General features: G+C 67.2%; 18 protein-coding genes and 1 riboswitch. Of the genes, 13 read left to right on the top strand and 5 right to left on the bottom strand.

Annotated features, from left to right (window positions below):
• The first annotated feature begins 8 nt into the window (after nucleotides 1-8).
• The gene (locus EJV47_RS13390; RefSeq protein ID WP_126693668.1) at nucleotides 9-2,006 is read left to right on the top strand and encodes an ATP-binding protein; all 1,998 of its coding nucleotides are present in this window, start codon (nucleotides 9-11) and stop codon (nucleotides 2,004-2,006) included.
• Nucleotides 2,007-2,167: 161 nt separating this feature from the next.
• Here the strand turns inward: EJV47_RS13390 and EJV47_RS28060 are convergent, their stop codons facing one another.
• Nucleotides 2,168-2,848 (bottom strand): response regulator transcription factor, encoded by a 681-nt coding sequence (locus EJV47_RS28060; RefSeq protein ID WP_165903751.1) that lies wholly within the window; start codon nucleotides 2,846-2,848, stop codon nucleotides 2,168-2,170.
• A 466-nt stretch (nucleotides 2,849-3,314) separates the two neighbouring features.
• On the opposite strand from EJV47_RS28060, the gene dinB reads away from it, so the two are divergent.
• The gene (gene dinB, locus EJV47_RS13380; protein ID WP_126693666.1) at nucleotides 3,315-4,397 is read left to right on the top strand and encodes a DNA polymerase IV; all 1,083 of its coding nucleotides are present in this window, start codon (nucleotides 3,315-3,317) and stop codon (nucleotides 4,395-4,397) included.
• A gap of 263 nt (nucleotides 4,398-4,660) precedes the next feature.
• Here dinB and EJV47_RS13375 read toward each other — a convergent pair whose 3' ends face one another.
• A complete protein-coding gene (locus EJV47_RS13375; RefSeq protein ID WP_126693665.1) occupies nucleotides 4,661-5,320 on the bottom strand; it encodes a sce7726 family protein in 660 nt (219 codons plus the stop codon).
• A 319-nt stretch (nucleotides 5,321-5,639) separates the two neighbouring features.
• Nucleotides 5,640-5,761, top strand: a riboswitch (SAM riboswitch).
• Between the two features lie 142 nt (nucleotides 5,762-5,903).
• Here EJV47_RS13375 and EJV47_RS13370 point away from each other — a divergent pair.
• Together EJV47_RS13370 and EJV47_RS13365 are read left to right on the top strand one after the other, a co-directional pair.
• On the top strand, nucleotides 5,904-7,103 hold the full coding sequence (locus EJV47_RS13370) for a trans-sulfuration enzyme family protein (RefSeq protein ID WP_126693664.1): 1,200 nt from the start codon (nucleotides 5,904-5,906) through the stop codon (nucleotides 7,101-7,103).
• 394 nt (nucleotides 7,104-7,497) lie between these two features.
• Nucleotides 7,498-8,760, top strand: a complete 1,263-nt coding sequence (locus EJV47_RS13365) for a homoserine dehydrogenase (RefSeq protein WP_126693663.1) — start codon at nucleotides 7,498-7,500, stop codon at nucleotides 8,758-8,760.
• Between the two features lie 250 nt (nucleotides 8,761-9,010).
• Here EJV47_RS13365 and EJV47_RS13360 read toward each other — a convergent pair whose 3' ends face one another.
• Nucleotides 9,011-9,523, bottom strand: coding sequence for a hypothetical protein (locus EJV47_RS13360; protein WP_243651148.1), 513 nt, complete (start codon nucleotides 9,521-9,523; stop codon nucleotides 9,011-9,013).
• Between the two features lie 282 nt (nucleotides 9,524-9,805).
• Between EJV47_RS13360 and EJV47_RS13355 the strand changes: the two genes are divergently transcribed.
• From EJV47_RS13355 to EJV47_RS13320, 8 genes are all read left to right on the top strand, one after another.
• On the top strand, nucleotides 9,806-11,938 hold the full coding sequence (locus tag EJV47_RS13355) for a TonB-dependent receptor plug domain-containing protein (protein ID WP_243651147.1): 2,133 nt from the start codon (nucleotides 9,806-9,808) through the stop codon (nucleotides 11,936-11,938).
• A 54-nt stretch (nucleotides 11,939-11,992) separates the two neighbouring features.
• The gene (locus EJV47_RS13350) at nucleotides 11,993-12,628 is read left to right on the top strand and encodes an HmuY family protein (protein WP_126693662.1); all 636 of its coding nucleotides are present in this window, start codon (nucleotides 11,993-11,995) and stop codon (nucleotides 12,626-12,628) included.
• A 235-nt stretch (nucleotides 12,629-12,863) separates the two neighbouring features.
• Nucleotides 12,864-13,697 (top strand): heme/hemin ABC transporter substrate-binding protein, encoded by an 834-nt coding sequence (locus tag EJV47_RS13345; protein WP_126693661.1) that lies wholly within the window; start codon nucleotides 12,864-12,866, stop codon nucleotides 13,695-13,697.
• Nucleotides 13,698-13,870: 173 nt separating this feature from the next.
• Nucleotides 13,871-14,992, top strand: a complete 1,122-nt coding sequence (locus EJV47_RS13340) for a FecCD family ABC transporter permease (protein ID WP_126693660.1) — start codon at nucleotides 13,871-13,873, stop codon at nucleotides 14,990-14,992.
• 85 nt (nucleotides 14,993-15,077) lie between these two features.
• On the top strand, nucleotides 15,078-15,467 hold the full coding sequence (locus EJV47_RS13335; protein WP_126693659.1) for a VOC family protein: 390 nt from the start codon (nucleotides 15,078-15,080) through the stop codon (nucleotides 15,465-15,467).
• Between the two features lie 99 nt (nucleotides 15,468-15,566).
• Nucleotides 15,567-16,382, top strand: a complete 816-nt coding sequence (locus EJV47_RS13330) for a heme ABC transporter ATP-binding protein (RefSeq protein WP_126693658.1) — start codon at nucleotides 15,567-15,569, stop codon at nucleotides 16,380-16,382.
• A 20-nt stretch (nucleotides 16,383-16,402) separates the two neighbouring features.
• Nucleotides 16,403-17,446, top strand: coding sequence for a hemin-degrading factor (locus tag EJV47_RS13325; protein WP_126693657.1), 1,044 nt, complete (start codon nucleotides 16,403-16,405; stop codon nucleotides 17,444-17,446).
• A gap of 80 nt (nucleotides 17,447-17,526) precedes the next feature.
• Nucleotides 17,527-17,862: a DUF6686 family protein gene (locus EJV47_RS13320; protein ID WP_126693656.1), complete on the top strand. Its 336-nt coding sequence runs from the start codon at nucleotides 17,527-17,529 to the stop codon at nucleotides 17,860-17,862.
• Between the two features lie 259 nt (nucleotides 17,863-18,121).
• Here the strand turns inward: EJV47_RS13320 and EJV47_RS13315 are convergent, their stop codons facing one another.
• Both EJV47_RS13315 and EJV47_RS13310 read right to left on the bottom strand, forming a co-directional pair.
• Nucleotides 18,122-18,514: a group III truncated hemoglobin gene (locus tag EJV47_RS13315; protein ID WP_126693655.1), complete on the bottom strand. Its 393-nt coding sequence runs from the start codon at nucleotides 18,512-18,514 to the stop codon at nucleotides 18,122-18,124.
• Nucleotides 18,515-18,552: 38 nt separating this feature from the next.
• The gene (locus EJV47_RS13310; protein WP_126693654.1) at nucleotides 18,553-19,035 is read right to left on the bottom strand and encodes a hypothetical protein; all 483 of its coding nucleotides are present in this window, start codon (nucleotides 19,033-19,035) and stop codon (nucleotides 18,553-18,555) included.
• A 219-nt stretch (nucleotides 19,036-19,254) separates the two neighbouring features.
• Between EJV47_RS13310 and EJV47_RS13305 the strand changes: the two genes are divergently transcribed.
• Nucleotides 19,255-20,970 (top strand): carbamoyltransferase family protein, encoded by a 1,716-nt coding sequence (locus tag EJV47_RS13305; protein WP_126693653.1) that lies wholly within the window; start codon nucleotides 19,255-19,257, stop codon nucleotides 20,968-20,970.
• The last annotated feature ends 183 nt before the right edge of the window (nucleotides 20,971-21,153 follow it).

Here is a 21,153-nt window from a genome sequence, read left to right as displayed (position 1 = left end):
ATTGCCGCATGAGTTTTTCCCTCCGCCGCGTGTTGTGCTGTTTGCCGCTGCTGCTGCCGCTCAGCGGCCGCGCCCAGATTCCCCAGCGCAACGAACACGCCATCGACAGCCTCCGGCAGGAAGCGCGCCTGCACCCCAACGACACCGTCGGCGCCCGGGCGCTGGTGTCGCTGATGTACTACCTGCTCTACAACGACACCGCCCGGGCCGGGCAATACGGCCGCCGGGCCCTGGCGCTGGCCACCCGCCTGCACGACACCCGCCGGCTGGCCCGCGTGCACTACAACCTGGGCACGCTAGCGGCCATGGCCGGGCGCCACGAAGCCTCCATCCGGCACCATCTGGCCTCGGCGCGCTACTTTTACCAGCTGCGTAATCCGCTGTGGGCGGGCCACAACTACCGCAACATCGGTTCCCGCTACAGCGAGCTGGGCCGCTACGAGGACGCCATGCGCTACCTCGTGCGCAGCCTGCGCCTGCGCCAGGCCGCCGCCGATTCGGGCGGCATTGCCGACTCGTACCTGATGATGGGGCAGCTGTACCTGATGCAGCGCAACTACCCCGCCGCCCAGGCCGCCTACGAGCAGGCGCTGGCCCGCTGGCAGCGCCTGGGCGTGCGCGCCTTTGTCGTCGACGCCATCAATCACCTGGCCATCATCCACCGCGACCAGGGCCGCTACGCCCGCGCCGAAAGCTACCTGCAACAGGGCCTGAATACCCTGGGCGCCGGCGGCGACAGCGCCGCTACGGCGGGCCTGCTGGTGAGCCTGGGCGTGCTGCACCAGAAGCAAGGGGAGTGGGCCGCCTCGCTGCCCCCGCTGCTGCGCGCCGAGCAGCTGGTCGTGCGCGACAAGCTCACCAACCCTCAATTCGACGCCGACGTGCTGGCCTGCATCGGCACCTCGTACGTGATGGTCGACCAGGAGCCGCGGGCCCAGCGCTACCTGCAGCGCGCCCTGCGCGTGGCCCGGCAAAGCAAGATTCGGGAGGAAGAAGTGGATGCGCTGACGGGCCTGGCGCTGCTGGCCGCCCGCCGCCGCGACTTCGCCGGGGCCTACCAGTACCAGCGGCAACTCTCGCTCATCAACGACACGCTGCGCAGCGAAGCCGCGGCCCGCAGCGTGACCGAGATGCAAGCCAAATACGACGCCGAGCAGAAAGACGCGCGCAACCGCATTCAGGCCCTGCAGCTGCGCGAGCAGGCCCTGCTGGTGCGCAAGCGCAACGCCCAGCTGCTGGCCGCCGGGGCCGCGCTGCTGCTGGCACTGGTGGGCGGCTGGAGCCTGTATAAGCGCCGGGCGCTGCGCCAGCAGCTGGCCCTGGAGCAGCAGCGCCAGCTGCTGGAGCGGCAGCGCGCCGCGGCCGTGCTTGAGGCGGAAGAAAACGAGCGGCGCCGCATCGGCTCCGACCTGCACGACGGCCTGGGCCAGCTGCTGTCGGCGGCCAAGCTGAACCTGCACGCCCTGGACCAGCAGCTCGGACCCCGGCTCAACGGCCACCGGGAGCTGCTCGCCAACGCCGTGGCCGTGGTCGACGAGTCTTTTCGCGAGGTACGCGGCATCTCCCACAATCTGATGCCCAACGCCCTGCTGCGCCGCGGCTTGGTGGCGGCCGTGCGCGACTTTCTCGACAAGCTGCCCTCCACGGGGGGCCTGCGCATCGAGGTGCAGGCGTTTGGCCTCGACGCGACGCAGCTGCCGCCCACCACCGAAAGCGTGCTGTTTCGGGTGATTCAGGAGCTGGTGCAGAACATCATCAAGCACGCCCAGGCCACCGATGTTACTATTCAGCTGGTGCGCAGCGACGATGAGCTGACGGTAACGGTGGAAGACAACGGCGTGGGTTTCAGCCCGCAGGCCTTGGGGCCGGAGGCGGGCATCGGCCTGCGCAACGTGGAAACGCGCATGGCCTACCTCGGCGGCCAGGCCCATTTCGACGCTGCTCCCGGGCGCGGCACCACCGTCACGCTGGAAGTGCCGCTGCCGCAGGGTGATTTAGTGACTTAGCGAATTGGTGATGTAGTGACCGTTCAGTTTGGACTAAAGATGCGCAAACGGCCCCGGTAGCTTAGCTGCCGGGGCCGTTTGTTGTCGGTTGGGAGTCAGTTGGGAGCAGCAGGCTGCCCACTCACTAAATCACTAAGTCGCTAAATCACCACCTCACCACTTCAGAGCAGGATGAGCTTGTGGCGCAGGGCGTACTGAATCAGGCCGACGATGGACTTGGACTTGGTCTTGGTGAAGATGTTTTTGCGGTGCGTTTCCACCGTCCGCTCACTGATGAACAGCTTCTCGGCAATATCAGCGTTGGAGTATTCGCCGGCAATGAGCTGCAGGATTTCCCGCTCGCGCGAGGTCAGCGGCACCGGCCGCTCGGCGGTGTCGCGGGTGGCGGGCACGTCGAGGTTTTCGAGCAGGGTGGCGCCCACTTCGGCGTTGAAGAAGGTGCGGCCGGCGGCCACCCGGCGCACGGCCGTGGCCAGCTCCAGGCCGTTGGTGTTCTTGAGCAGGTAGCCCGAGCCGCCGGCGGCCAGCACTTCCTGAATGGAGGCGTGGTCGTGAAACATGCTCAGGGCAATGACGCGCACCTGCGGGTGCGTCGTGCGGATGGCCCGCGTGAGCTGCACGCCCGACATCTGGGGCATATTCAAATCCACCACCGCCACCTGCACCTCGGGGTGGGCGTGTAGGCAGCGCAGCGCCTCGGCGCCCGAGTTGGCGGTGGCCACTACGCGCATGTCCGGCTCGTCCTGCAGCAGCACCCGCACGCCCTCCAGCACCAGCTGGTGGTCGTCGACGAGCAGGATGGGAATCCGGTCAATAGCAGTGGCGTGGGCGGAGGAGGTCATGGCAGCAGGAGCGAGGGTATTGGGCTTACTAAGAAACAACATCCAGGCCCGCTCAACAAAAGAAAATCTGGTTATCGGCATATTTTTATGCGGGCCGCAGGCCAATTCGCCCCGGGCCGGGCCACGCACCGGGGCCGACCACCGCGGCTGCAACCGGGGCGGCGCCGGCCAACCAGCCGTTGCTCGAACGATAACAAGAGGGCTGAAAAAGCGTGGTGCATGCCGCGTGGGGCCAGGTGGTGACTTAACAAAGCACGGCGTTACGCGCGCGCACGTCAATCCGCGCCGCCGGGCAATTTGGCCTGCCCGCCGCCCCGGAGTATGGCCTCCGTGCTGGCGCGGAGGCCGCCGCGCTATATTCATGCAGGCCAATAAATTGCCCATCGGGCCCGGCAGGTCTTTGCGGGCTGCGCGGCGTTGGGCGGCGACTTATCTTTGCCAACGGGATTAGCAAGCCTCGCCGACGTTGGAACCCCACAGCCCGCAGCGCAAAATCATTCACCTCGACATGGACGCATTCTACGCCTCCGTGGAGCAGCGCGACAATGCCGAGCTGCGCGGCCGGCCCGTGGCCGTGGGCGGGGCCCGGCAGCGCGGCGTGGTGGCGGCGGCCTCCTACGAGGCCCGGCAGTTCGGGGTGCGCTCGGCCATGCCCTCGGTCACAGCCCAGCGCCTGTGCCCCGAGCTGGTGTTCGTAAAGCCGCGCTTCGAGGTGTACAAGGCCGTTTCGCGGCAGATTCGGGCCATTTTCGCCGAGTACACCCCGCTCATCGAGCCGCTGTCGTTGGACGAGGCCTACCTCGACGTAACCGAGAACCTGCCCGGCATCGGCTCCGCCACGCAGATTGCGCGCGACATCCGGGCCAAAATCTGGGAGCAGACGCAGCTGACGGCCTCCGCCGGCATCAGCTACAACAAGTTTCTGGCGAAGCTGGCCTCCGACTACCGCAAGCCCAACGGGCAGTTCGTCATCCGCCCCGAGCAGGGCCTGGACTTCGTGGCCGGGCTGCAGGTGGGGCAGTTTCACGGCATCGGGCCGGCCACCGCCCGCCGGCTTAACGACCTGGGCATATTCACCGGGCTGGATTTGCGCAACCAGTCGGAGGCCTTTCTGCGCCAGCACTTCGGCAAGGCCGGCGGCTACTACTTCGCCATTGCCCGGGCCGAGGACCACCGCCCCGTGGTGCCCGACCGGGTGCGCAAGTCCGTGGGCTCCGAAACCACCTTTCAGCACGACCTGACCACCATCGAGGAGCTGACCGAGGGCCTGCAGCCCTGCCTCGACGAGGTGTGGGAGTATTGCCAGCGGGCCGAAATCCTGGGCCGCACGCTCACACTCAAGGTCAAGTACGCCGACTTCCAGCTGATTTCGCGCAGCCGCACCAGCCTCGCGCCCATTGCCACGGCGGCCACGCTCGGCTACCTCAGCCAGGAGCTGCTGCAGGGCCTGCTGCCCCTGCCCAAGGGCGTGCGGCTGCTCGGCGTCTCGCTCTCGAACCTGGAGCCGGTAGGGGAGGTGGTGGGGCGGCAGCTGTCATTCGGGTTTTAGCGCGGCAAAGGCTTCGTCTTCTAAGGTCCAGTCGCGTACCTTTTGACCGTTTACTACCTTGTTTGTATGAAGGCGTTAATTCTATTGTTTATCAGTTTGCTCACCTTCTGTCTGATGTACCTAGGTAGCCACGGCCACATTATGTTTCGCCCCCACATGACGGAGGACTGGGTGTTCTGGAGCATTATCGTGTGGACCGGGGCCGGCGGATTGGCGCTACTTTTTCGGGACCTGAGGCGCTGGCGGCGGGGACAGTAGCCTGGTTAAGCCGCTTTCGACTTTTTCGGCTTCGGCACGTGCACCGGCTTGCCCTTCGAACCGCCGGTAGGCTTGCGGCCCCGGGCTTTCAGCCGCTTCTTGGTGCTCCGCTCGGCCTTGCGCACTTCGCGGTTTTCCAGCCGCTGGGGCATACGGGCAATCAGCCGCTCGCGCACGAACTGGCAGAGCTGGGACAGCAGAGTCACCTGGGTGCCGTTGAGCAGCTTCACCACGTCGCGGCGGCGCAGCAGGCTCACGTGGTGCAGGCCCAGGTCCATCAGGTACTGCTTCACTTCGGAGAGGCGCAGCAGGCCGGCCACGGCGCCGCGCTCCACGGTGGCGTTGTAGGCGGCCGGGCGGTACTCCCGCAGGCCCTCCGGCGCGGCCACCAGCACGCCTACCCACTCGGGCACCGCGTCGAGCAGCTTTGTGAGGTGCTTTTCGGTGACGACGAAGGTCACGAAGTCGTAGGCGCGGGCGTAGCAGGGCAGCTGGGCCTTTACCCGCAGCAGGGTGTCACCGTCGCTTTTCAGCTCGTAGCCGTGCATGAAGTGCTCGGTGATGTGCACCACGTCGGCGCGGGTGGTGCCGGTGGGCAGCTCATCGACGTACACGCCGCCCTGGAGGCGTGGGTACAGCAGCGCGCGGATTTCCGGGTCGTTCATGGGACCCCGAAGATACGACGCCGGGGCCGTAGCGCGAAGCGTTGCTTCGCGTGTCGTTGAACGATAACGCTGGAACGTCATGTCGAGCATGTCGCGCATCAAGCGAGGATCGAGACATCTCGCGTGCTGACTGCCACAAGTAATCTGCTCGTTCAACGAGAAGGTTAGCACCCGAGCGAGATGTCTCGATCCTCGCTTGATGCGCGACATGGTCGACATGACGTTCTGACTTGTCGTTCTGCCCCAAGCAGAAATTTTCGCCCCGACTTGCGTGCAATTCATTCCGCTTTATATTTGCACCGCGCTCCACGCCACGGAGCACTTATCAAGAAAGGCGGAGGGACAGGCCCTGTGATGCCTTAGCAACCAGTACTCGTTACCAGGTGCTAAATCCTGTTCCGACTCAGACCCGCAAGGGCGCGAGGCGGAAGAAGATAAGTTAAAAGAACGCCCATCGACTGCAGCGGTGCCGCTCTTCTGACTTGTCGGGAGGGCTTTTTTTATGCCCGCCCGGTGAGAAATCTTGCATAAGTGTCTGGGCATCAGGGTGCGTTTTCCGAAAACCGAAAAACGTCAGAAACCCATGCAAGCCTCAACCTACCTCCTCCAGTCCATTCCCGTCGATGAGCTGACCGGCGCCATTGCCGTGCCCATCTACCAGACCTCCACCTTCGTGCAGGAGGCCCCGGGCGTCAACAAGGGCTACGACTACGCCCGCTCGGGCAACCCCACCCGCCGCGCCCTCGAAGACCTGCTGGCCAAGCTCGAATACGGCCACTCCGGCTACGCCTTCGCCTCGGGCCTGGCCGCCATCGACGCGGTGGTGAAGCTGCTCTCGGCCGGCGACCAGATTGTGGCCATCGATGACCTATACGGCGGCGCCTTCCGCCTGTTCGAGCAGGTGTACCGCCGTTTCGGCATCGACATCGTGTACGTCGACACCGCCAACCCCGCCGAGGTAGCCGCGGCCCTGACCGAGCGCACCAAGCTGGTGTGGCTGGAGTCGCCCTCCAACCCCACGCTGAAAGTGTCCGATATCCAGGCCATTGCCGACGTGGCCCACGCCCACGGCGCGCTGCTGTGCGTCGACAACACCTTTGCCTCGCCGGTGCTGCAGCAGCCCATCCGGCTCGGCGCCGACATCGTGGTGCACAGCGCCACCAAGTACCTCGGCGGCCACTCCGACCTCATTGCCGGTGCCGTGGTGGCGGCCACCGCCGAGCTGGGCCAGCAGCTGAAATTCATCCAGAACGCCTCGGGCGGCATCCTTGCCCCCTTCGACTGCTTCCTGGTAATCCGCGGGCTGGAAACGCTGGCCCTGCGGGTGGAGCGGCACTGTAGCACGGCCCTGAAAGTGGCCCGCTACCTGCAGACCCGCCCCGAAGTGGCCGCCGTGTACTACCCCGGCCTGGAAACGCACCCCAACCACGCCATTGCCAAAAAGCAGCAGCGCAGCGGCTTCGGCGGCATCGTGGCCCTGGTGCTCAAGGACGACACCCAGGAGGCCGCCACCCGTGTGGTGACCAGCACCCAGTACTTCAAGCTGGCCGAAAGCCTGGGCGGGGCCAAGAGCCTGCTCTGCCACCCGGCCACCATGACGCACAAGTCGACGCCCGTGGCCCAGCGCCGCGCCGCCGGCGTCGCCGACTCCCTCATCCGCCTCTCCGTGGGCCTGGAAGACGCCGACGACCTCATCGAAGACCTCGGTCGGGCCCTGGACGCGCTGACGGCCGCTAAAGCCGAAACGGAAGTAGAGCTGGAAGCCGAAGCGCAACTGGCCTAAGCTGAACGAGGTGGCCGCCGGCAGGCAAACTCCCCTCCTCAGATGATTCTGCGCATCAAGCAGAGAGGGGACGCCGCGCCGCAGGCGCGGCTGGGGTGGTTGACTGGCGTTGCTGACGTTGAACGACGGCGTTAGAACGTCACACCGAGGCATCAACGAACTACTGTTGACGTAGCCGAACCAAAGGTCGCCGTAGGCGAGCATCTCGTGTGCTGACCATAAAACGCCTCAGCGGCCTCTTCAGCAGCTTTTGCGCCTTCTGCGGGCTAAAAAATCACCTGGACGACTCCAGACGTCAACAACGACGTCAACCACCCCCGCTTCGGCTAAAGCCAAAGCATCCCCTCCTCATCTGAGGAGGGGAGTGGAGCTCCAACCATAGAAACCAACGAACATGAATCGTAACGATATCCGCATCGGCCTTTTCGGCTTTGGCGTGGTGGGGCAGGGGCTGCACACTGTGCTGGAGCGCACGCCCGGCCTGCGCGCCCGCATCGGCCGCATCGGGGTGAAGGACCGCAGCAAAACCCGCAGCCTGCCCCCGGAGCTGTTTACTTTTGAGCGCGACGAAGTGCTCGACGACCCCGCGCTCAACGTCATCGTGGAGCTGATTGACGACGCCGACGAAGCCTACCGCATCGTGACCGGGGCGCTGCGCCGGGGCAAGGCCGTGGTGACGACCAACAAGAAAATGCTGGCCGAGCACCTGCAGGAGCTCATTGAGCTGCAGCGCCAGACCGGCACCCCGCTGCTCTACGAAGCCGCCGCCTGCGCCTCCCTGCCCGTCATCCGCAACCTGGAGGAATACTACGACACCGACCTGCTCGACGCGGTGGAGGGCATCATCAACGGCTCCACGAACTACATCCTCACCGCCATGCACCGCGACGCGGTGACCTTCGCGGCGGCGCTGGCCCGGGCGCAGGAGCTGGGCTTCGCCGAAAGCAACCCCGCCCTCGACGTGGAAGGCCTCGACGCCCGCAACAAGCTGGTCTTGCTGCTGGCCCACGCCCTGGGCCTGGTGGCGCGCCCCGAGGACATCCTGACGGTGGGCATCACCGGCATCAGCGAGCTGGCCAGCAGCTACGCCCGCGAAAAAGGGCTGGTCATCAAGCTGGTGGCCGAAGCCCGCCGCCTGCCCGACGGCGGGGTGGCCGCCGCCGTGCTGCCCACCCTGCTGCGCCCCGAGCACGAGCTGGCCCGGGTGCACGACGAGTACAACGGCCTCATCACCCAAAGCCTGTTTACCGACCGGCAGTTCTTCCTCGGCCGGGGCGCCGGGGCCGTGCCCACCGCCTCCGCCGTGCTCAGCGACCTGTCGGCCCTGACCTACGGCTACCGCTACGAGTACAAGAAGCTGCAGCAGCAGTCGGCGCGGGCGCTGGCGCCGGCCGCGGCGGAAGTGGATGTGCTGGTGACCTTCGGCCAGGGGCACGCGCCGGAGCGGGCCGATTTCAGCCGGATCCACGAGTATTTCCACTCCGAGCAGCAGGGCTACTACCTCACCGGCACCATCGGGCTGGCGCGGCTGGCGGCGGCCGCGTGGCTGCGGCAGCCGGGCATCAGCGTAGTGCGGCTGCCCCAGCCGCTGCGCGCCGCGCAGGCCGCGCCGGTGGCTTCAGCGGCGGAAGTAGAAGCGGCTGACTGTCCGGCGTAGAGCTGGACTCGCATTAAACAGCGCGCCGGGTTGTCACTCATGAGGAGTGGCGGCCCGGCGCGCTGGCGTTTGGGGAGTAATGAAATTCTGCGGATGCCGGACCGGCGTAGGCCCGCGCCATAGCGCGGGCTGTCGTTGAACGGTCGTCGTTGCCGCGTCTGCGAATGGTCCGGCCTGCCGATGGTCGTTCAACGGTTGCCGTTCAAACGCCGGTCCGCGCTGTGGCGCGGACCTACGCCGGTTCCGGCGCTTACCCCAGCAGCCGCTGGCGCAGGAGCTGGCGGGCGGTCTGGCGCTGGGGCTGGGTGCCGAGGCGCAGCACGTCGGTGAGGGCCAGCAGCTCGTACCAGGCCGCGTCGTGGGGGGCGGCCTGGGGCAGGCTGGGGTAGAGGGGCTCCACGGCCACGCCCAGGGTGGCGCCGTTCGGGTCGGGCCACACGTAGGGGTGGGCGTCGGTGGGCGGCAGTTCGGGCACTACGCTGTGGGCGGTGGGGGTGCCCTGGGTGAGGCCGCCGGGGTGGGCGGGGAAGACGTAGGGCAGGCCGTAGAGCAGGAAGCGCAGCAGCACCCGGCGCTGCACGGTGCGGCCGTCGGGCTGGAGCAGGCGCGCGTACTGGCAGCGCCGCAGGGCGTCGGAAATTTCGGCAGGACTGATGAGCAGGGCGGCGGCGAGGTCTTTGCCCTGCCAGGGCTGGGCGGCCAGGGTCGTAATCTTCAGCAAAACAACCACGTCTTGGGGCCGCATACCGTTGTGTTTGCGCATGCAAAAAACGGGGCTAGAGGGGCGGAATTCGTGATTCGCAAACTGCGAACCGACTGCGGGACGATGTCAGTGGGGCGAAGGTAAACGAGCCGGGCCAGCAAAAGCAACTTTATTTAAAATTATTCTAAACAAGCCTTGCGGCGAATCAGGCAGGCGCTACTTTTGGGCACTGTTTAGAAAGTATCTAAACAAGGCTGCGGGAACAGCGGTGCGGCCGCTGCCGGTCGGAAGGGCCGGCGGCGGCCCCCAACCCGCCCCGCCGCTGCCCTCTGCTCCACCGCCATGCGCCACGCCTCGTTCTGCTTCCTGCTCAGCCTGCCCGCCGCCGCGCTGGCTCAGGCCCCGGCCGCCCAGCCCGACACGCTACGGCGGCAGCGGCTCGACGAAGTGGTGGTAACGGCCACCCGCACCGAGCGCAGCCTCACCGAGGTGCCGATTCCGGTGACGGTGGTCAGTCAGCAGCAGATACAGGCCATGGGCGCGCTGCGCCTGGGCGACGTGCTGCGCGAGCAAACCGGCCTGACCACCGTCAACGACCACGGGCAGGGCATTCAACTACAAGGACTCAACCCCGAATACACCCTGATTCTGGTGGACGGGGAGCCGCTGATCGGGCGCACGGCCGGCACGCTGGAACTCTCGCGCATTGCCGTCGGCAACATTCAGCGGGTGGAAGTGGTGAAGGGCCCGGCCTCGGCCCTGTGGGGCTCGGAGGCGCTGGCCGGCGTGGTCAACATCATCACCCAGAAGCCCCAGCCCGGCGTGGGCGGCAACCTGCGCCTGCGCTACGGCTCGAACCGCACCGCCGACCTCGGCGGCACCTTCAGCGCCAAGGGCGAAAAGCTGGGCTTGACGGCCTTCGTGAACCGCTACAGCTCGGCCGGCTACACCCTCAGCGGCACGCCGGAAGCCAGCGGTCCGACGGTGGCCCCGTTCGTGAGCTACACCGCGCAGAGCCGCCTCAGCTACCAGCTGGGTGAGCGGACCTGCCTGAGCCTGAGTGGCCGCTACTTGACCGAGGGGCAGGAAAGCAACCTGGCGGTAGCCGCCGAAACCGGTGGCATGGCCCTGGTGAATTATCAGTCGCGGCAGCAGGACTACAACCTGAGCCCGGTGCTGACGCACCGCTTCTCCGACAAGCTGTTCGGCACGGCGCGCTTCTACCATAGCGGCTACCGCACCAAGGAAGACTACACCTACCAGGCCACCGGCCAGCCCTACGACCAGGCCTACTTCCACCAGTACTACACCCGCCCCGAGCTGCAGCTGGACTGGCAGCGCCGCCCCGGCCACGTGCTCACGACGGGCGCGGGCTACATCCTCGAAACGGTGGAGGCCACGCGCTACGACGCGCGGCAGCGGCAGCGCTCCGGCTACCTGTTCGGGCAGTACGACTGGACGCCCACGCCGCGGCTGAACGTGGTGCTGGGGGCGCGCTTCGACGGGCACAGCCAGTACCAGGGGCAGTTCAGCCCCAAGCTCTCGGCCCGCTACCAGCTGCTGCCCTGGCTGGCGGTGCGCGGCTCGGCCGGCCGCGGCTACCGGGCGCCCGATTTCCGCCAGCTCTACCTGAATTTCTCCAACCCCGTGGTGGGCTACAGCGTGTTCGGTACCAACCAGGTGCGCGCCAAGGTGGCCCAGCTGGCAACCCAGGGCCAGCTGGCCGTGGACCCCGGCACCGGGCAGCCGGTGGTGTACGAAGCCGTGCTCGGCCAGGCCCAGGGCCTCACCGCCGAAAGCTCCCGGGCCTACAACCTGGGCCTGCAAATCGACCCGACCCCGAAGCTGCAGCTGACGGTGAACGGCTTCCGCAACGACCTGCAGAACCTCATCGAAACCGCCGCGGTGGCGCTGAAGAAGAACGGGCAGTCGGTGTATTCCTACCGCAACGTGACGCGGGCCTATACGCAGGGCCTGGAGGCCGATGCCCGCTACCAGCTGCTGCCGGGCCTGACCCTGAGCGGGGGCTACCAGCTGCTCTTCGCCAAGGACAAGGCCGTGGTCGACCGCATTGCGGCCGGCGAAGTGTACCGCAAGGACCCGCAAACCCAGGAAACCCAGCGCGTGCAGCCGGCGGATTACGGCGGCCTCTACAACCGCTCCCGCCACTCCTTCAACCTCAAGGCCTTCTACGAAAACCAGCCGCGGGGCTGGTCGGCCAGCGTGCGGGGCGTGTACCGGGGCCGCTACGGCTTCGGCGACGTGAACGGCAACGCCCTGCTCGACGCCGACCCGGAGTACGTGCCCGGCTACTGGCTGGTGAACCTGGCGGCGGCCAAGACTTTCCGCCGGCGCCTCACCCTGCAGGCCGGCGTCGACAACCTGCTCGGCTACACCAACCCGCAGTACATCAGCTCCCTGCCCGGCCGGCTCTACTACGCCAGCCTGCAGGTGGAGCTGGGCAAGCTCCGCTAAAGGCTGCGCCGCTGCTGACCCTGATTCCAACATCATTTTCTCTCTACACCCAACATGAACCACCTGTTTCTCCGCCTGGCCCTGGTCCTGCTGACCGTTGCCGGCCTCGGCCTGACCTCCTGCAACAACGACGACGACCAGCAGGACGACACGGTGAAGCCCGCGCTGGAAACCAAGACGGTGGCCGACCTGGCCCCGCAGCCCGGCGCGCCCACCAGCACCGGCCAGCCCGGCCAGCCCCGGCACTACACCTTCTACAGCCTGACCGAGGGCAAGGAAGTGCCCTACACCGACTCGGCCTCCACGAAGTGGGACGTGGCCTTCCGCCGCACCAACGTGCTGATCAACGGCGGCACCAGCGGCCCGGGCCAGGGCGGCGCCAAGGTGGAAAGCGGCCTGTTCGCGGAGCTGACCACCGCCCCGGACACCTACGCGGTCGACGCCGCCTCGGGCCTGGCCATTCCGGCCGTGACGGGCAGCGGCTGGTACAACTACAACTCTACCACCCACCTCATCACGCCCATTGCCGGCAAGGTCATCTTCGTGCGCACCGCTACCGGCAAGTACGCCAAGCTGGAAATAACCAGCTACTACCAAGGCTCCCCGGCCAGCCCCACGCTGGCCACGCCCAGCGGCTACTACTCCTTCCGCTACGTGTACCAGCCCGACGGCAGCAAGAATCTGAAGTAGGGTCTTGGGAGCTTGGGGTCTTGGGGGCTTGGGCAGTTCTGAACCCAAAACAAAACCAAGCCCCCAAGTCCCCAAGACCCCAAGACCCCAGAAATAAGTCCGACGCGGGCGGTCCGGTCACCGGTGAGTGGGTGATTGTACACGACGGGCCGCCCGCTGTCGGCACCAGTTCCCGGCCTCAGATCTAAGGGCCCAAGCCCCTAAGACCCTAAGTTTCCAAGACCCCAACAAGCGTATGAATCTGCGTTTTTCTTTTAAAGCCGCCCTGCTGCTGACGTTGCTGCTGGGGCACCTGCGCGGTTTTGCCGCCGCGCCGGCGCGCATCGTGTCCTTAAGCGGCACCGTGAGTGAAATCATCTGCCAGCTGGGCCTGCAAAGCCAGCTGGTGGGCGTAGACGTGACCAGCACCTACCCCGAGGCCCTGACCAAGCTGCCCAAGGTGGGCCACAACCGCAACATCTCCGCCGAGGGCGTGCTGGCCCTCACGCCGACCATCGTGGTAGGCACCACCAAGTCCTTGAAGCCTGAGGTGGCCGCCCAGCTGAAGTCGGCGGGCGTGACGGTGCAGCTGTTTCAGCAGGAGTACTCGGTGGCCGGCACCAAGAAGCTGATGCAGCAGGTGGCCGCCGCCTTTGGCGCCACGGCCAAAGTGCCGGCCCTGCACAAGCAGCTCGATGCCGACCTGGCCAAGGCCAAGAAACCCGCCAAGGCGCCCAAGGTGCTCTTCATCTACGCCCGCGGCACCGGCACCATGATGGTGGCCGGCCAGAACACCCCACTGGAAAAAGTCATCGGCCTGGCCGGCGGGCAGAACGCCGCCACCGGCTTCACCGACTTCAAGCCCCTGACCGCCGAAGCCCTGATAGCCGCCAACCCCGACGTGCTGCTGCTCTTCGACAGCGGCCTGCAGAGCCTGGGCGGCAAAGCCGGCCTGCTGAAAGTGCCCGGCGTGGCCCAGACCAACGCCGGCCGCACGGGCCGCGTGGTGGAAATGGACGGCCAGCTGCTGTCCGGTTTCGGCCCCCGCCTGGGCCAGGCTACCACCGAGCTGGCCCGGCAGCTGCAGTAGAACGGCCAGTGGCATAAGCTTCAGCTTGTGCTGCGGCCAACGGCCGCAAGGCAGGGCCGCGCCGTCTGGTTGCTCTGTTGGCCTGTTTCCGCCTTGACGCGTACCGCGCCAGCACAAGCTAAAGCTTATGCCACTCCCTGCAGCCATCCATCACTCATTCACCACATGCACCTATGCCCGCCGTAGCCGAACTGCTGACCGCTCCTGCCGAAACCACTGCCGCTGTGCCGGCTTCCGCTGCCACGGCCGCCGAGGTGCGCCGCCGCCTGCTGCTGCCGGTGCTGGCCGCGCTGCTCATCGGGGCAGTGCTGGTCGGGGCGGGGGCGGGGGCCATGCGCATTCCGGTGCCGGCGGTGCTGGGTGTACTGCTGCACAAGCTGGGGCTGGACGTGGGGCTGGCCTTCGAGCCCCAGCACGAGGCCGTGCTCTGGGCCATCCGGCTGCCGCGGGTGTGCCTGGGCGTGCTCATCGGGGCGGCGCTGGGGCTGGCGGGGGCCAGCATGCAGGGCCTGTTCCGCAATCCGCTGGCCGACCCGGGGCTGATTGGCGTGTCGGCCGGGGCTTCGCTGGCGGCCGTGGCCACCATCGTGCTGGAGGCCACGCTGCTGTCGGTGCTGCGCGAGTGGCTGGGCTTCTACGCCCTGGCCGCGGCGGCTTTCGTGGGAGCTTGCGGCACTAACCTGCTGGTGTATCAGCTCTCGAAGGAAGGCGGCCGGGCGGTGGTGGCCACCATGCTGCTGGCCGGTATTGCCATTAATGCCCTGGCCGGGGCCCTCACCGGCGTGCTGACCTACGTGGCCACCGACGAGCAGCTGCGCAGCATCACCTTCTGGGGCCTGGGCTCCCTGGGCGGCGCCTCCTGGCCGACGGTGCTGAGCGTGCTGCCGCTGCTGGCCCTGCCGCTCGTGCTGCTGCCGCGCCTGGGCAAGTCCTTGAACCTGCTGGCCCTGGGCGAAGACCAGGCGGCCCACCTCGGCCTGCCCGTCACGCGGCTGAAGCGGCAGCTCATCGTGCTGGCGACGCTGGCCGTGGGCACCTCAGTGGCCGTGGCCGGCAGCATCGGCTTTCTGGGTTTAGTGGTGCCCCACCTCATCCGCCTCGCCGCCGGCCCCGACCACCGCGTGGTGCTGCCCGGCGCCGCCCTGGGCGGGGCGCTGGTTCTCACCCTGGCCGATACGCTGGCCCGCACCGCCGTGGCCCCCGCCGAGCTGCCCATCGGCATCCTCACCGCCCTGCTCGGCACGCCGGTTTTCCTCTGGATTCTGCTGCGCGAGAAACGCCGCCGCCTGGCTTGAAAACGAGTTTTTAGTTGCTGGTTTCTTGTTTCTAGTTGAGCACGAGGGACAAGAAACCAGCAACCAGAAACCAGTAACTCCCCTAATGGCCTTTTCCCTCAACACCATCGTCGCGCAGCTGCCCAGCCTGGACCTGGCGCGCACCAGCCGGTTTTACCAGCAGCTCGGCTTCCGCGAAACCGGCGTGTACCCCGACTTTCTGATGCTGGAGCTGGCCGGCCACGGGCTGCACTTCTGGCTGACCGACGACCGGAACCTCTGCGAAAACAGCTCCTGCTACCTGAGCATCACCGGCATCCAGGCTTTCTACGAGCAGCTGCCCGCCGCCCTGAAGCACCCGCGCGCCGCCCCGCGCGCCTGCAAGTGGGGCATGACCGAGTGCTATATCCACGACCCGGACGGCAACCTGCTCAAGTGCGGCGAACCGACCTGGCAGGTGGACGCCGCGCCAAAAGTTGCCGCGCAAACGAGCTGATGGAGCGCGGGCTTGAGCCCGCGGCTGCCCGAACGAAATGCGCCGGACGACTCCTGCCGAACGCGGGCTGAAGCCCGCGCTACCACCTTCCTCACCGCCATGTTCGACGTTCAGAACCTTAGCTACCTGGCTGGCCGCCGCCCCCTGCTGCGCGACGTGAGCCTGCAGGCCCGTCCCGGCGAGCTGCTGGCCGTGGTGGGCGCCAACGGGGCCGGCAAATCGACCCTGCTGCGCCTGCTCAGCGGCGACCTGGCGCCCAGCGCCGGCTCGGTGCGCTTCGAGGGCCGGGAGCTGCGCGCCATTCCGGGCCCGGCGCTGGCCCGCCGCCGCGCCGTGCTCACGCAGCAGCACAGCCTCACGCTGGCCTTTTCGGTGCAGGAGCTGGTGCTGATGGGCCGCTACCCCTACTTCCGCGGCCAGCCCTCGGCCCACGACCACCGCGTGGTGGCGCAGGCCCTGCAGCTCGTGGGCCTCACGCCGCTGGCCGGGCGCAGCTACCCCACGCTCTCGGGCGGGGAGCAGCAGCGGGCCCAGTTGGCGCGGGTGCTGGCCCAGGTGTGGGAGGCCGAAGCGGGCTTCCTGCTGCTCGACGAGCCCCTGACCGGCCTCGACCTCAACCACCAGCACCACACCCTCGACGTGGCCCGGGCGCTGGTGCAGCACGGCTTCGGCGTGGTGGCCGTGCTCCACGACCTCAACCTGGCGGCCCAGTACGCCGACCAGCTCGTGCTGCTGCGCCAGGGCCAGGTGGTAGCCGCCGGCGCGCCGGCCGCAGTGCTCACGCCGGCCCACATCCGCCACGCCTTTGCCATCGAGGTGGAGCTGTTGCCGCACCCCACGCTGGGCAGCCCGCTCATCGTGCCCGTGCCGCGCCCGGCCGTGGCCCCCGGCCTCTGGCCGACTTCCAATCCGTAACCCGTTTTCTTCTTCCGCTTATGTCCGTCACTGCCGACCTGCAAACCGCCACTCTGGCCGACCGTTGGACCCAGTTCAAGCTCGACCACCCCAAAACCCGCATCCGCGACGCCGCCCGGCAGTTCGGCAGCAGCGAAGCCGCCCTGCTGGCCACCCAGTGCACCGGCCAGGCCGACGCCCGCGTCGTGCGCCTCACCGACGACTTTCAGAGCCAGCTCAAGGACGTATCCGGTCTGGGCCGCGTGATGGCGCTGACCCGCAACGACAGCGTGGTGCACGAGCGGAAGGGGCCCTACCTCAAGACCTCGTTCAAGGGCCCGATGGGCTTGACCCTGGGCGAGGATATTGATTTGCGCCTGTTCATGCAGCACTGGCAGTTTGGCTTTGCCGTGGATGAAAACGGCCGCCGCAGCCTGCAGTACTTCGCCCCGGACGGCGAGGCGGTGCACAAAATCTACCTGACCGAGGACAGCAGCGCGGCCGCCTACAACGAGCTGGTAGCCCGCTACCGCGCCCCCGAGCAAGCCGCCGAGCTGGCAACCCAGCCCGCCCCCGCGGCCCCGACCGAAACCCCCGACGCCGACATCGACGTGGAAGGCTTCCGCGCCGGCTGGCGGGCCCTGCAGGACACGCACGACTTTTTCGGCCTGCTGCGCGAGTTCGGCGTGAGCCGCACCCAGGCCCTGCGCCTCGGTCCGCCCGAGCTGGTGCAGCGCCTCGACAACCAGGCTATCGTGCGCGGCCTCGAAGCGGCGGCGGCCGCGGAGCTGAGCATCATGCTGTTCGTGGCCAGCCGCGGCTGCATCCAGATTCACACCGGCCCGGTGCAGCGCCTCGTGACGACCGGCCCCTGGTTCAACGTGCTCGACCCGGACTTCAACCTGCACCTGAAACTGGAGGACGTGGCCGACACTTGGCTGGTGCGCAAGCCCACCACCGAGGGCCTGGTGCACTCCGTGGAGCTGTACGACGCGCAAGGGCGCAACCTGCTGCTGTTCTTCGGCAAGCGCAAGCCCGGCATTCCCGAGCAGGAAGCCTGGCGCGAGCTGGTCGGCAAGCTGTAAAGTTTCTGGTTGCTCGTTTCTGGTTATCGACCGGGAACGAGCAACCAGAAACTATAAACAAGAAACCCACTTCCCCAACCATGCACCGCTGTCTTCATTCCAACGAGTTCGGCTGCGCCGTGCGCTGCCCGGGCGGCTGCTGCCTGCACGTGTACTTCGGCAACGTGGCCCTGGCCCTGAAGCCCCACGAAATGCGGCCCTGGCTCGACACCGTGGACAACCTCTACCAGGGCCACGCCCTGGCCGCCGCCGACGAGCCGGATTTGCGCCGCATCAGCCTGCGCAGCCCCGTCGACAACCTGACGCTGCTCTTCAGCCTGAACGAGTTGGTGTGGCTCAGCGACTTGCTCACCAGCGCCCATTTGCTGCTGGAGGTGGAGCGGATTCTGGCTACGGCGGGGGAGAAGGAAGAATGAGGAAGGAAAAGCACGTCATCCTGAGCAAAGCGAAGGACCTTCCTCGAACCCCGCACCGCCGTTTCCTACGAAGTACAGACGCTAATCAGCCAGAACGATAAAGCGCCGTCTCCAACGACCTGAGGTTGGGGGCGGCGCTTTTTACATGAGGTTGAAGCCCTGACGACTGGCGCCGGCACGTTGGCATCAACGGCAGTGCGGGGCGCGAGGAAGGTCCTTCGCTTTGCTCAGGATGACGTTCTATTTCGCTCCTCCGCGCCTACAGAATCGACAAGTCCGACTTGCTCTGCATGCGGTGCTCGAACATCTTGGCAATGTTCAGGGCCTTGACTTTGGCCTGCTCGGCGGTGGGGCCGGCAAAATTCTCCATTACCGCGGCGTAGAACAGCTGCAGCCAGCGGCGAAAATGCGCGCTGCCGATGGGCAGCGGCCAGTGCTTGGGGAAGGGCCGGCCCTTGTAGCGGCCGGTGCCCAGCAGCAGGCTGCTCCAGAAGTCGTACATGGTGGGCAGGTGGGCCTGCCAGTGCACCCGCGCCACGTCGTTGAAAATCGGCCCGAGCAGCTCGTCTTGGTTGACTTTGTCGTAGAACCGGTCGACCAGCGTGCGGATGTCGGCTTCGGTGGTAATATCGGGCAGGGTAGGGACGGACATGGCGGAAAAATCAGCGGGACGAAATCAGGAACGAAAAATCAGGCGGCGACGGGCCGGGCGGCGGCCGGCTGCGCACTGCGCAGGGCCCAGCGGAAGGCGAGGCTGCCGCTGATGAGCAGGGCCAGCACCTTGGCCGCTTCCAGCCCGATGTAGGCCCAGTGCAGCCAGGATTCGGGCTGCGGGCGGCCGGCCAATAGGGCTTCGGCGCGCACGTCGAGGGCCGGCAGCAGCCAGACGGTCTGGGCCAGCAGCACCGCGGCGGCCGGCAGCAAGGAGGCCCAGATGCGGCCGGGTACGCACAGCCGGCTGGCGGCCAGCAGGGCCACGAGGCCGAGCAGCAGCTCTACCTTGTTGAGGGCGTGGAACACCACCCGGCCGATGCCCACGCCCAGCGCAGTGGTAATGTGCGGGGCGGTGAATTTCAGCGGGGCTTCGAGAAAGGAAATACCCAGCACCAGGCCCGCCCACAGGAACAGGCTGAGCACCAGCAACAGGGAGAAAGTCGGGAAAGAAGGACGCATACCGCAACGCACAAAGCCAGAGCCGCCGCAGCCACGCCGCACCGGCCGATACAACACCGCAAATATCCGGCTTGGTTCGCGGCCGGCCACGACCCCGCCGGCTGATTTTCGTCAGCTGCCGGGCTGCTGGGGAGCCGGACTCCGATAGGTACGGCTACGCTTCCAGGCGCTACTTTTGGCGCCGGTCCGCACCCCGGCGGGCTTTCCCAGCGGATTCTTATGCAGCGCGTCGTCCTCGGTATCAATTGCAGCGGCTTCCATTCCTCGGCCTGCCTGCTCGGGCCCGACGGGCAGGTGCGCTTCGCCATTGCCGAGGAACGCCTCAGCCGGGTGAAGCAGGATAAGTCGTTTCCGCGCCGCGCCATTGAGTACTGCTGCGCCGCCGCGGGCCTCACGCCGGCCGAGGTGACGGACGTGTTTATCGGCTGGAACCCGGTGGGCTACCTGCCGCAGTCGGGGCAGACGTTGGCCGACGCCTTCCAGAACCGCGGCAAGCTGGCCCAGCTGAGCCTGCAGGAGCTGGCCGCCGTGCAGGGCGCCGACGCACGGCAGCTGGTGCAGGAGCTGCTGGGCGCCGACGGCCGCCGGACCCGCCTGCACTACGTCGACCACCACCGCGCCCACATGGCCAACGCGCTGCTGCCCTCGGGCTTCGCGGAGGCCGACTTTTTCGTGGCCGACGGCTTCGGCGAAACCACCACCGGCCTCGTGGGCACGGCCACCCGCGCCGGCGACATCCGGGAGCTGGCCGCCAACCGTACGCCGCACTCCCTGGGCCTGTTCTACGCCGCTTTCACCGATTTCCTGGGCTTCCGGCCCAACGGCGACGAGTGGAAAATCATGGCCCTGGCCGCCCGCGGCGACTGGCGGGTGTACTACGAGCGGCTGCGCCCGCTCATCACGGTGGAAGGGCTGCACTACGAGCTGGATCTGCGCTACTTCGAGTTCTTCCTGTTTTTCACCCCGCGCTACTTCTCGCCCAAGCTGGAGGCGCTGCTGGGCCCGCCGCTGCCGGCCGGCGCCCCGCCCACCCAGCGCGAATACGACATCGTGGCCGCCGTGCAGCGTATCACCGAGGAAGTGGTATTCGAGCTGCTGCGCAACCTGCGGGCCCGCACCGGGCAGCGCCGCCTGGTGCTCGGCGGTGGCGTGCTGATGAACTCGGTGCTCAACGGCAAGCTGTGGGCGCAGACCGGCTACGAGGAAATCTTCATCGGCGCGACGCCCGACGACACCGGCATCAGCGTGGGCAGCGCCCTGTACGGCCACCACTTCGTGCTGCACGAGCCCGCCGCGCCGCTGGCCGCCAGCCGCCACAACTTCTTCGGCCGCGAGTACGCGGAGGCGGAAATCGAGGCGGAGCTGCAGCGGCGCAAGCTGCGCTACGAGCGGCCGCAGGACCTCACGGCCGCCGCTGCCGCGCTGCTGCACGAGGGGCTGGTGCTGGGCTGGTTCCAGGGCGCTTCGGAGCTAGGGCAGCGGGCCCTGGGCCACCGCAGCATCCTGGCCGACCCCACGCGCCCCGATATGAAGCAGCGCGTCAACGCCAGCATTAAGTACCGCGAAGCCTTCCGCCCCTTCGCCCCGGCCGTGCCCGCGGAGGAGCAGCACCGGTTTTTCGACCTGCCCGCGGGCGAAACGGCTTACTTCATGGAAAAGGTGTACCCGCTGCGCCCCGAGGCCCAGCGCCGCCTGCCCGCCGTCACGCACGACGACGGCACCGGCCGCCTGCAAACCGTGGTGGCCGCCGACAACCCCGCCTTCCACGCCCTGCTGCGGGCTTTCGGGCAGCTCAGCAGCGTGCCGGTGTTGCTCAACACTTCCTTCAACCTGAACGGCATGCCCCTGGTAGAATCCCCGGCCGACGCGCTGGACTGCTACCTGCAGTCGGGCCTGGATGCGCTGGTGCTCGGGCCGTTCCTGCTGCGCAAGTAAACCCGGGTACCGGAGCTAAAGGCTAAGGCTAGGGCTAGTTCCCCTCCTCAGCTGAGGAGGGGTTAGATACTGTGATGGAAAGCAAGAAACAGGAGCAGTTTTTTACCTTGGGGCTCGTTTGAGGAGAGCCTGCGGGTTCATCCTGCGTAGCCCCGGCCCGTCACGCGGCCGGGGCTACTTCTT

Origin of the sequence: Hymenobacter gummosus (assembly GCF_003970915.1) — a bacterium.
Taxonomy (GTDB): Bacteria; Bacteroidota; Bacteroidia; order Cytophagales; family Hymenobacteraceae; genus Solirubrum; species Solirubrum gummosum.
The sequence above is the reverse complement of the archived record's forward strand: the minus strand, read 5'-3'. Positions and strand labels throughout refer to the sequence as shown.

Excerpts from the sequence above, each read along its gene's own strand:
- EJV47_RS13325 (WP_126693657.1), top strand. The coding sequence starts at position 16,403 with ATGTCCGTCACTGCCGACCTGCAAACCGCCACTCTGGCCGACCGTTGG.
- EJV47_RS13360 (WP_243651148.1), bottom strand. The coding sequence starts at position 9,523 with ATGCGCAAACACAACGGTATGCGGCCCCAAGACGTGGTTGTTTTGCTG.
- EJV47_RS13305 (WP_126693653.1), top strand. The coding sequence starts at position 19,255 with ATGCAGCGCGTCGTCCTCGGTATCAATTGCAGCGGCTTCCATTCCTCG.
- EJV47_RS13365 (WP_126693663.1), top strand. The coding sequence starts at position 7,498 with ATGAATCGTAACGATATCCGCATCGGCCTTTTCGGCTTTGGCGTGGTG.
- EJV47_RS13340 (WP_126693660.1), top strand. The coding sequence starts at position 13,871 with ATGCCCGCCGTAGCCGAACTGCTGACCGCTCCTGCCGAAACCACTGCC.
- EJV47_RS13310 (WP_126693654.1), bottom strand. The coding sequence starts at position 19,035 with ATGCGTCCTTCTTTCCCGACTTTCTCCCTGTTGCTGGTGCTCAGCCTG.
- EJV47_RS28060 (WP_165903751.1), bottom strand. The coding sequence starts at position 2,848 with ATGACCTCCTCCGCCCACGCCACTGCTATTGACCGGATTCCCATCCTG.
- EJV47_RS13330 (WP_126693658.1), top strand. The coding sequence starts at position 15,567 with ATGTTCGACGTTCAGAACCTTAGCTACCTGGCTGGCCGCCGCCCCCTG.
- EJV47_RS13355 (WP_243651147.1), top strand. The coding sequence starts at position 9,806 with ATGCGCCACGCCTCGTTCTGCTTCCTGCTCAGCCTGCCCGCCGCCGCG.
- EJV47_RS13320 (WP_126693656.1), top strand. The coding sequence starts at position 17,527 with ATGCACCGCTGTCTTCATTCCAACGAGTTCGGCTGCGCCGTGCGCTGC.
- EJV47_RS13375 (WP_126693665.1), bottom strand. The coding sequence starts at position 5,320 with ATGAACGACCCGGAAATCCGCGCGCTGCTGTACCCACGCCTCCAGGGC.
- EJV47_RS13315 (WP_126693655.1), bottom strand. The coding sequence starts at position 18,514 with ATGTCCGTCCCTACCCTGCCCGATATTACCACCGAAGCCGACATCCGC.
- EJV47_RS13390 (WP_126693668.1), top strand. The coding sequence starts at position 9 with ATGAGTTTTTCCCTCCGCCGCGTGTTGTGCTGTTTGCCGCTGCTGCTG.
- EJV47_RS13335 (WP_126693659.1), top strand. The coding sequence starts at position 15,078 with ATGGCCTTTTCCCTCAACACCATCGTCGCGCAGCTGCCCAGCCTGGAC.
- EJV47_RS13350 (WP_126693662.1), top strand. The coding sequence starts at position 11,993 with ATGAACCACCTGTTTCTCCGCCTGGCCCTGGTCCTGCTGACCGTTGCC.
- EJV47_RS13370 (WP_126693664.1), top strand. The coding sequence starts at position 5,904 with ATGCAAGCCTCAACCTACCTCCTCCAGTCCATTCCCGTCGATGAGCTG.
- EJV47_RS13345 (WP_126693661.1), top strand. The coding sequence starts at position 12,864 with ATGAATCTGCGTTTTTCTTTTAAAGCCGCCCTGCTGCTGACGTTGCTG.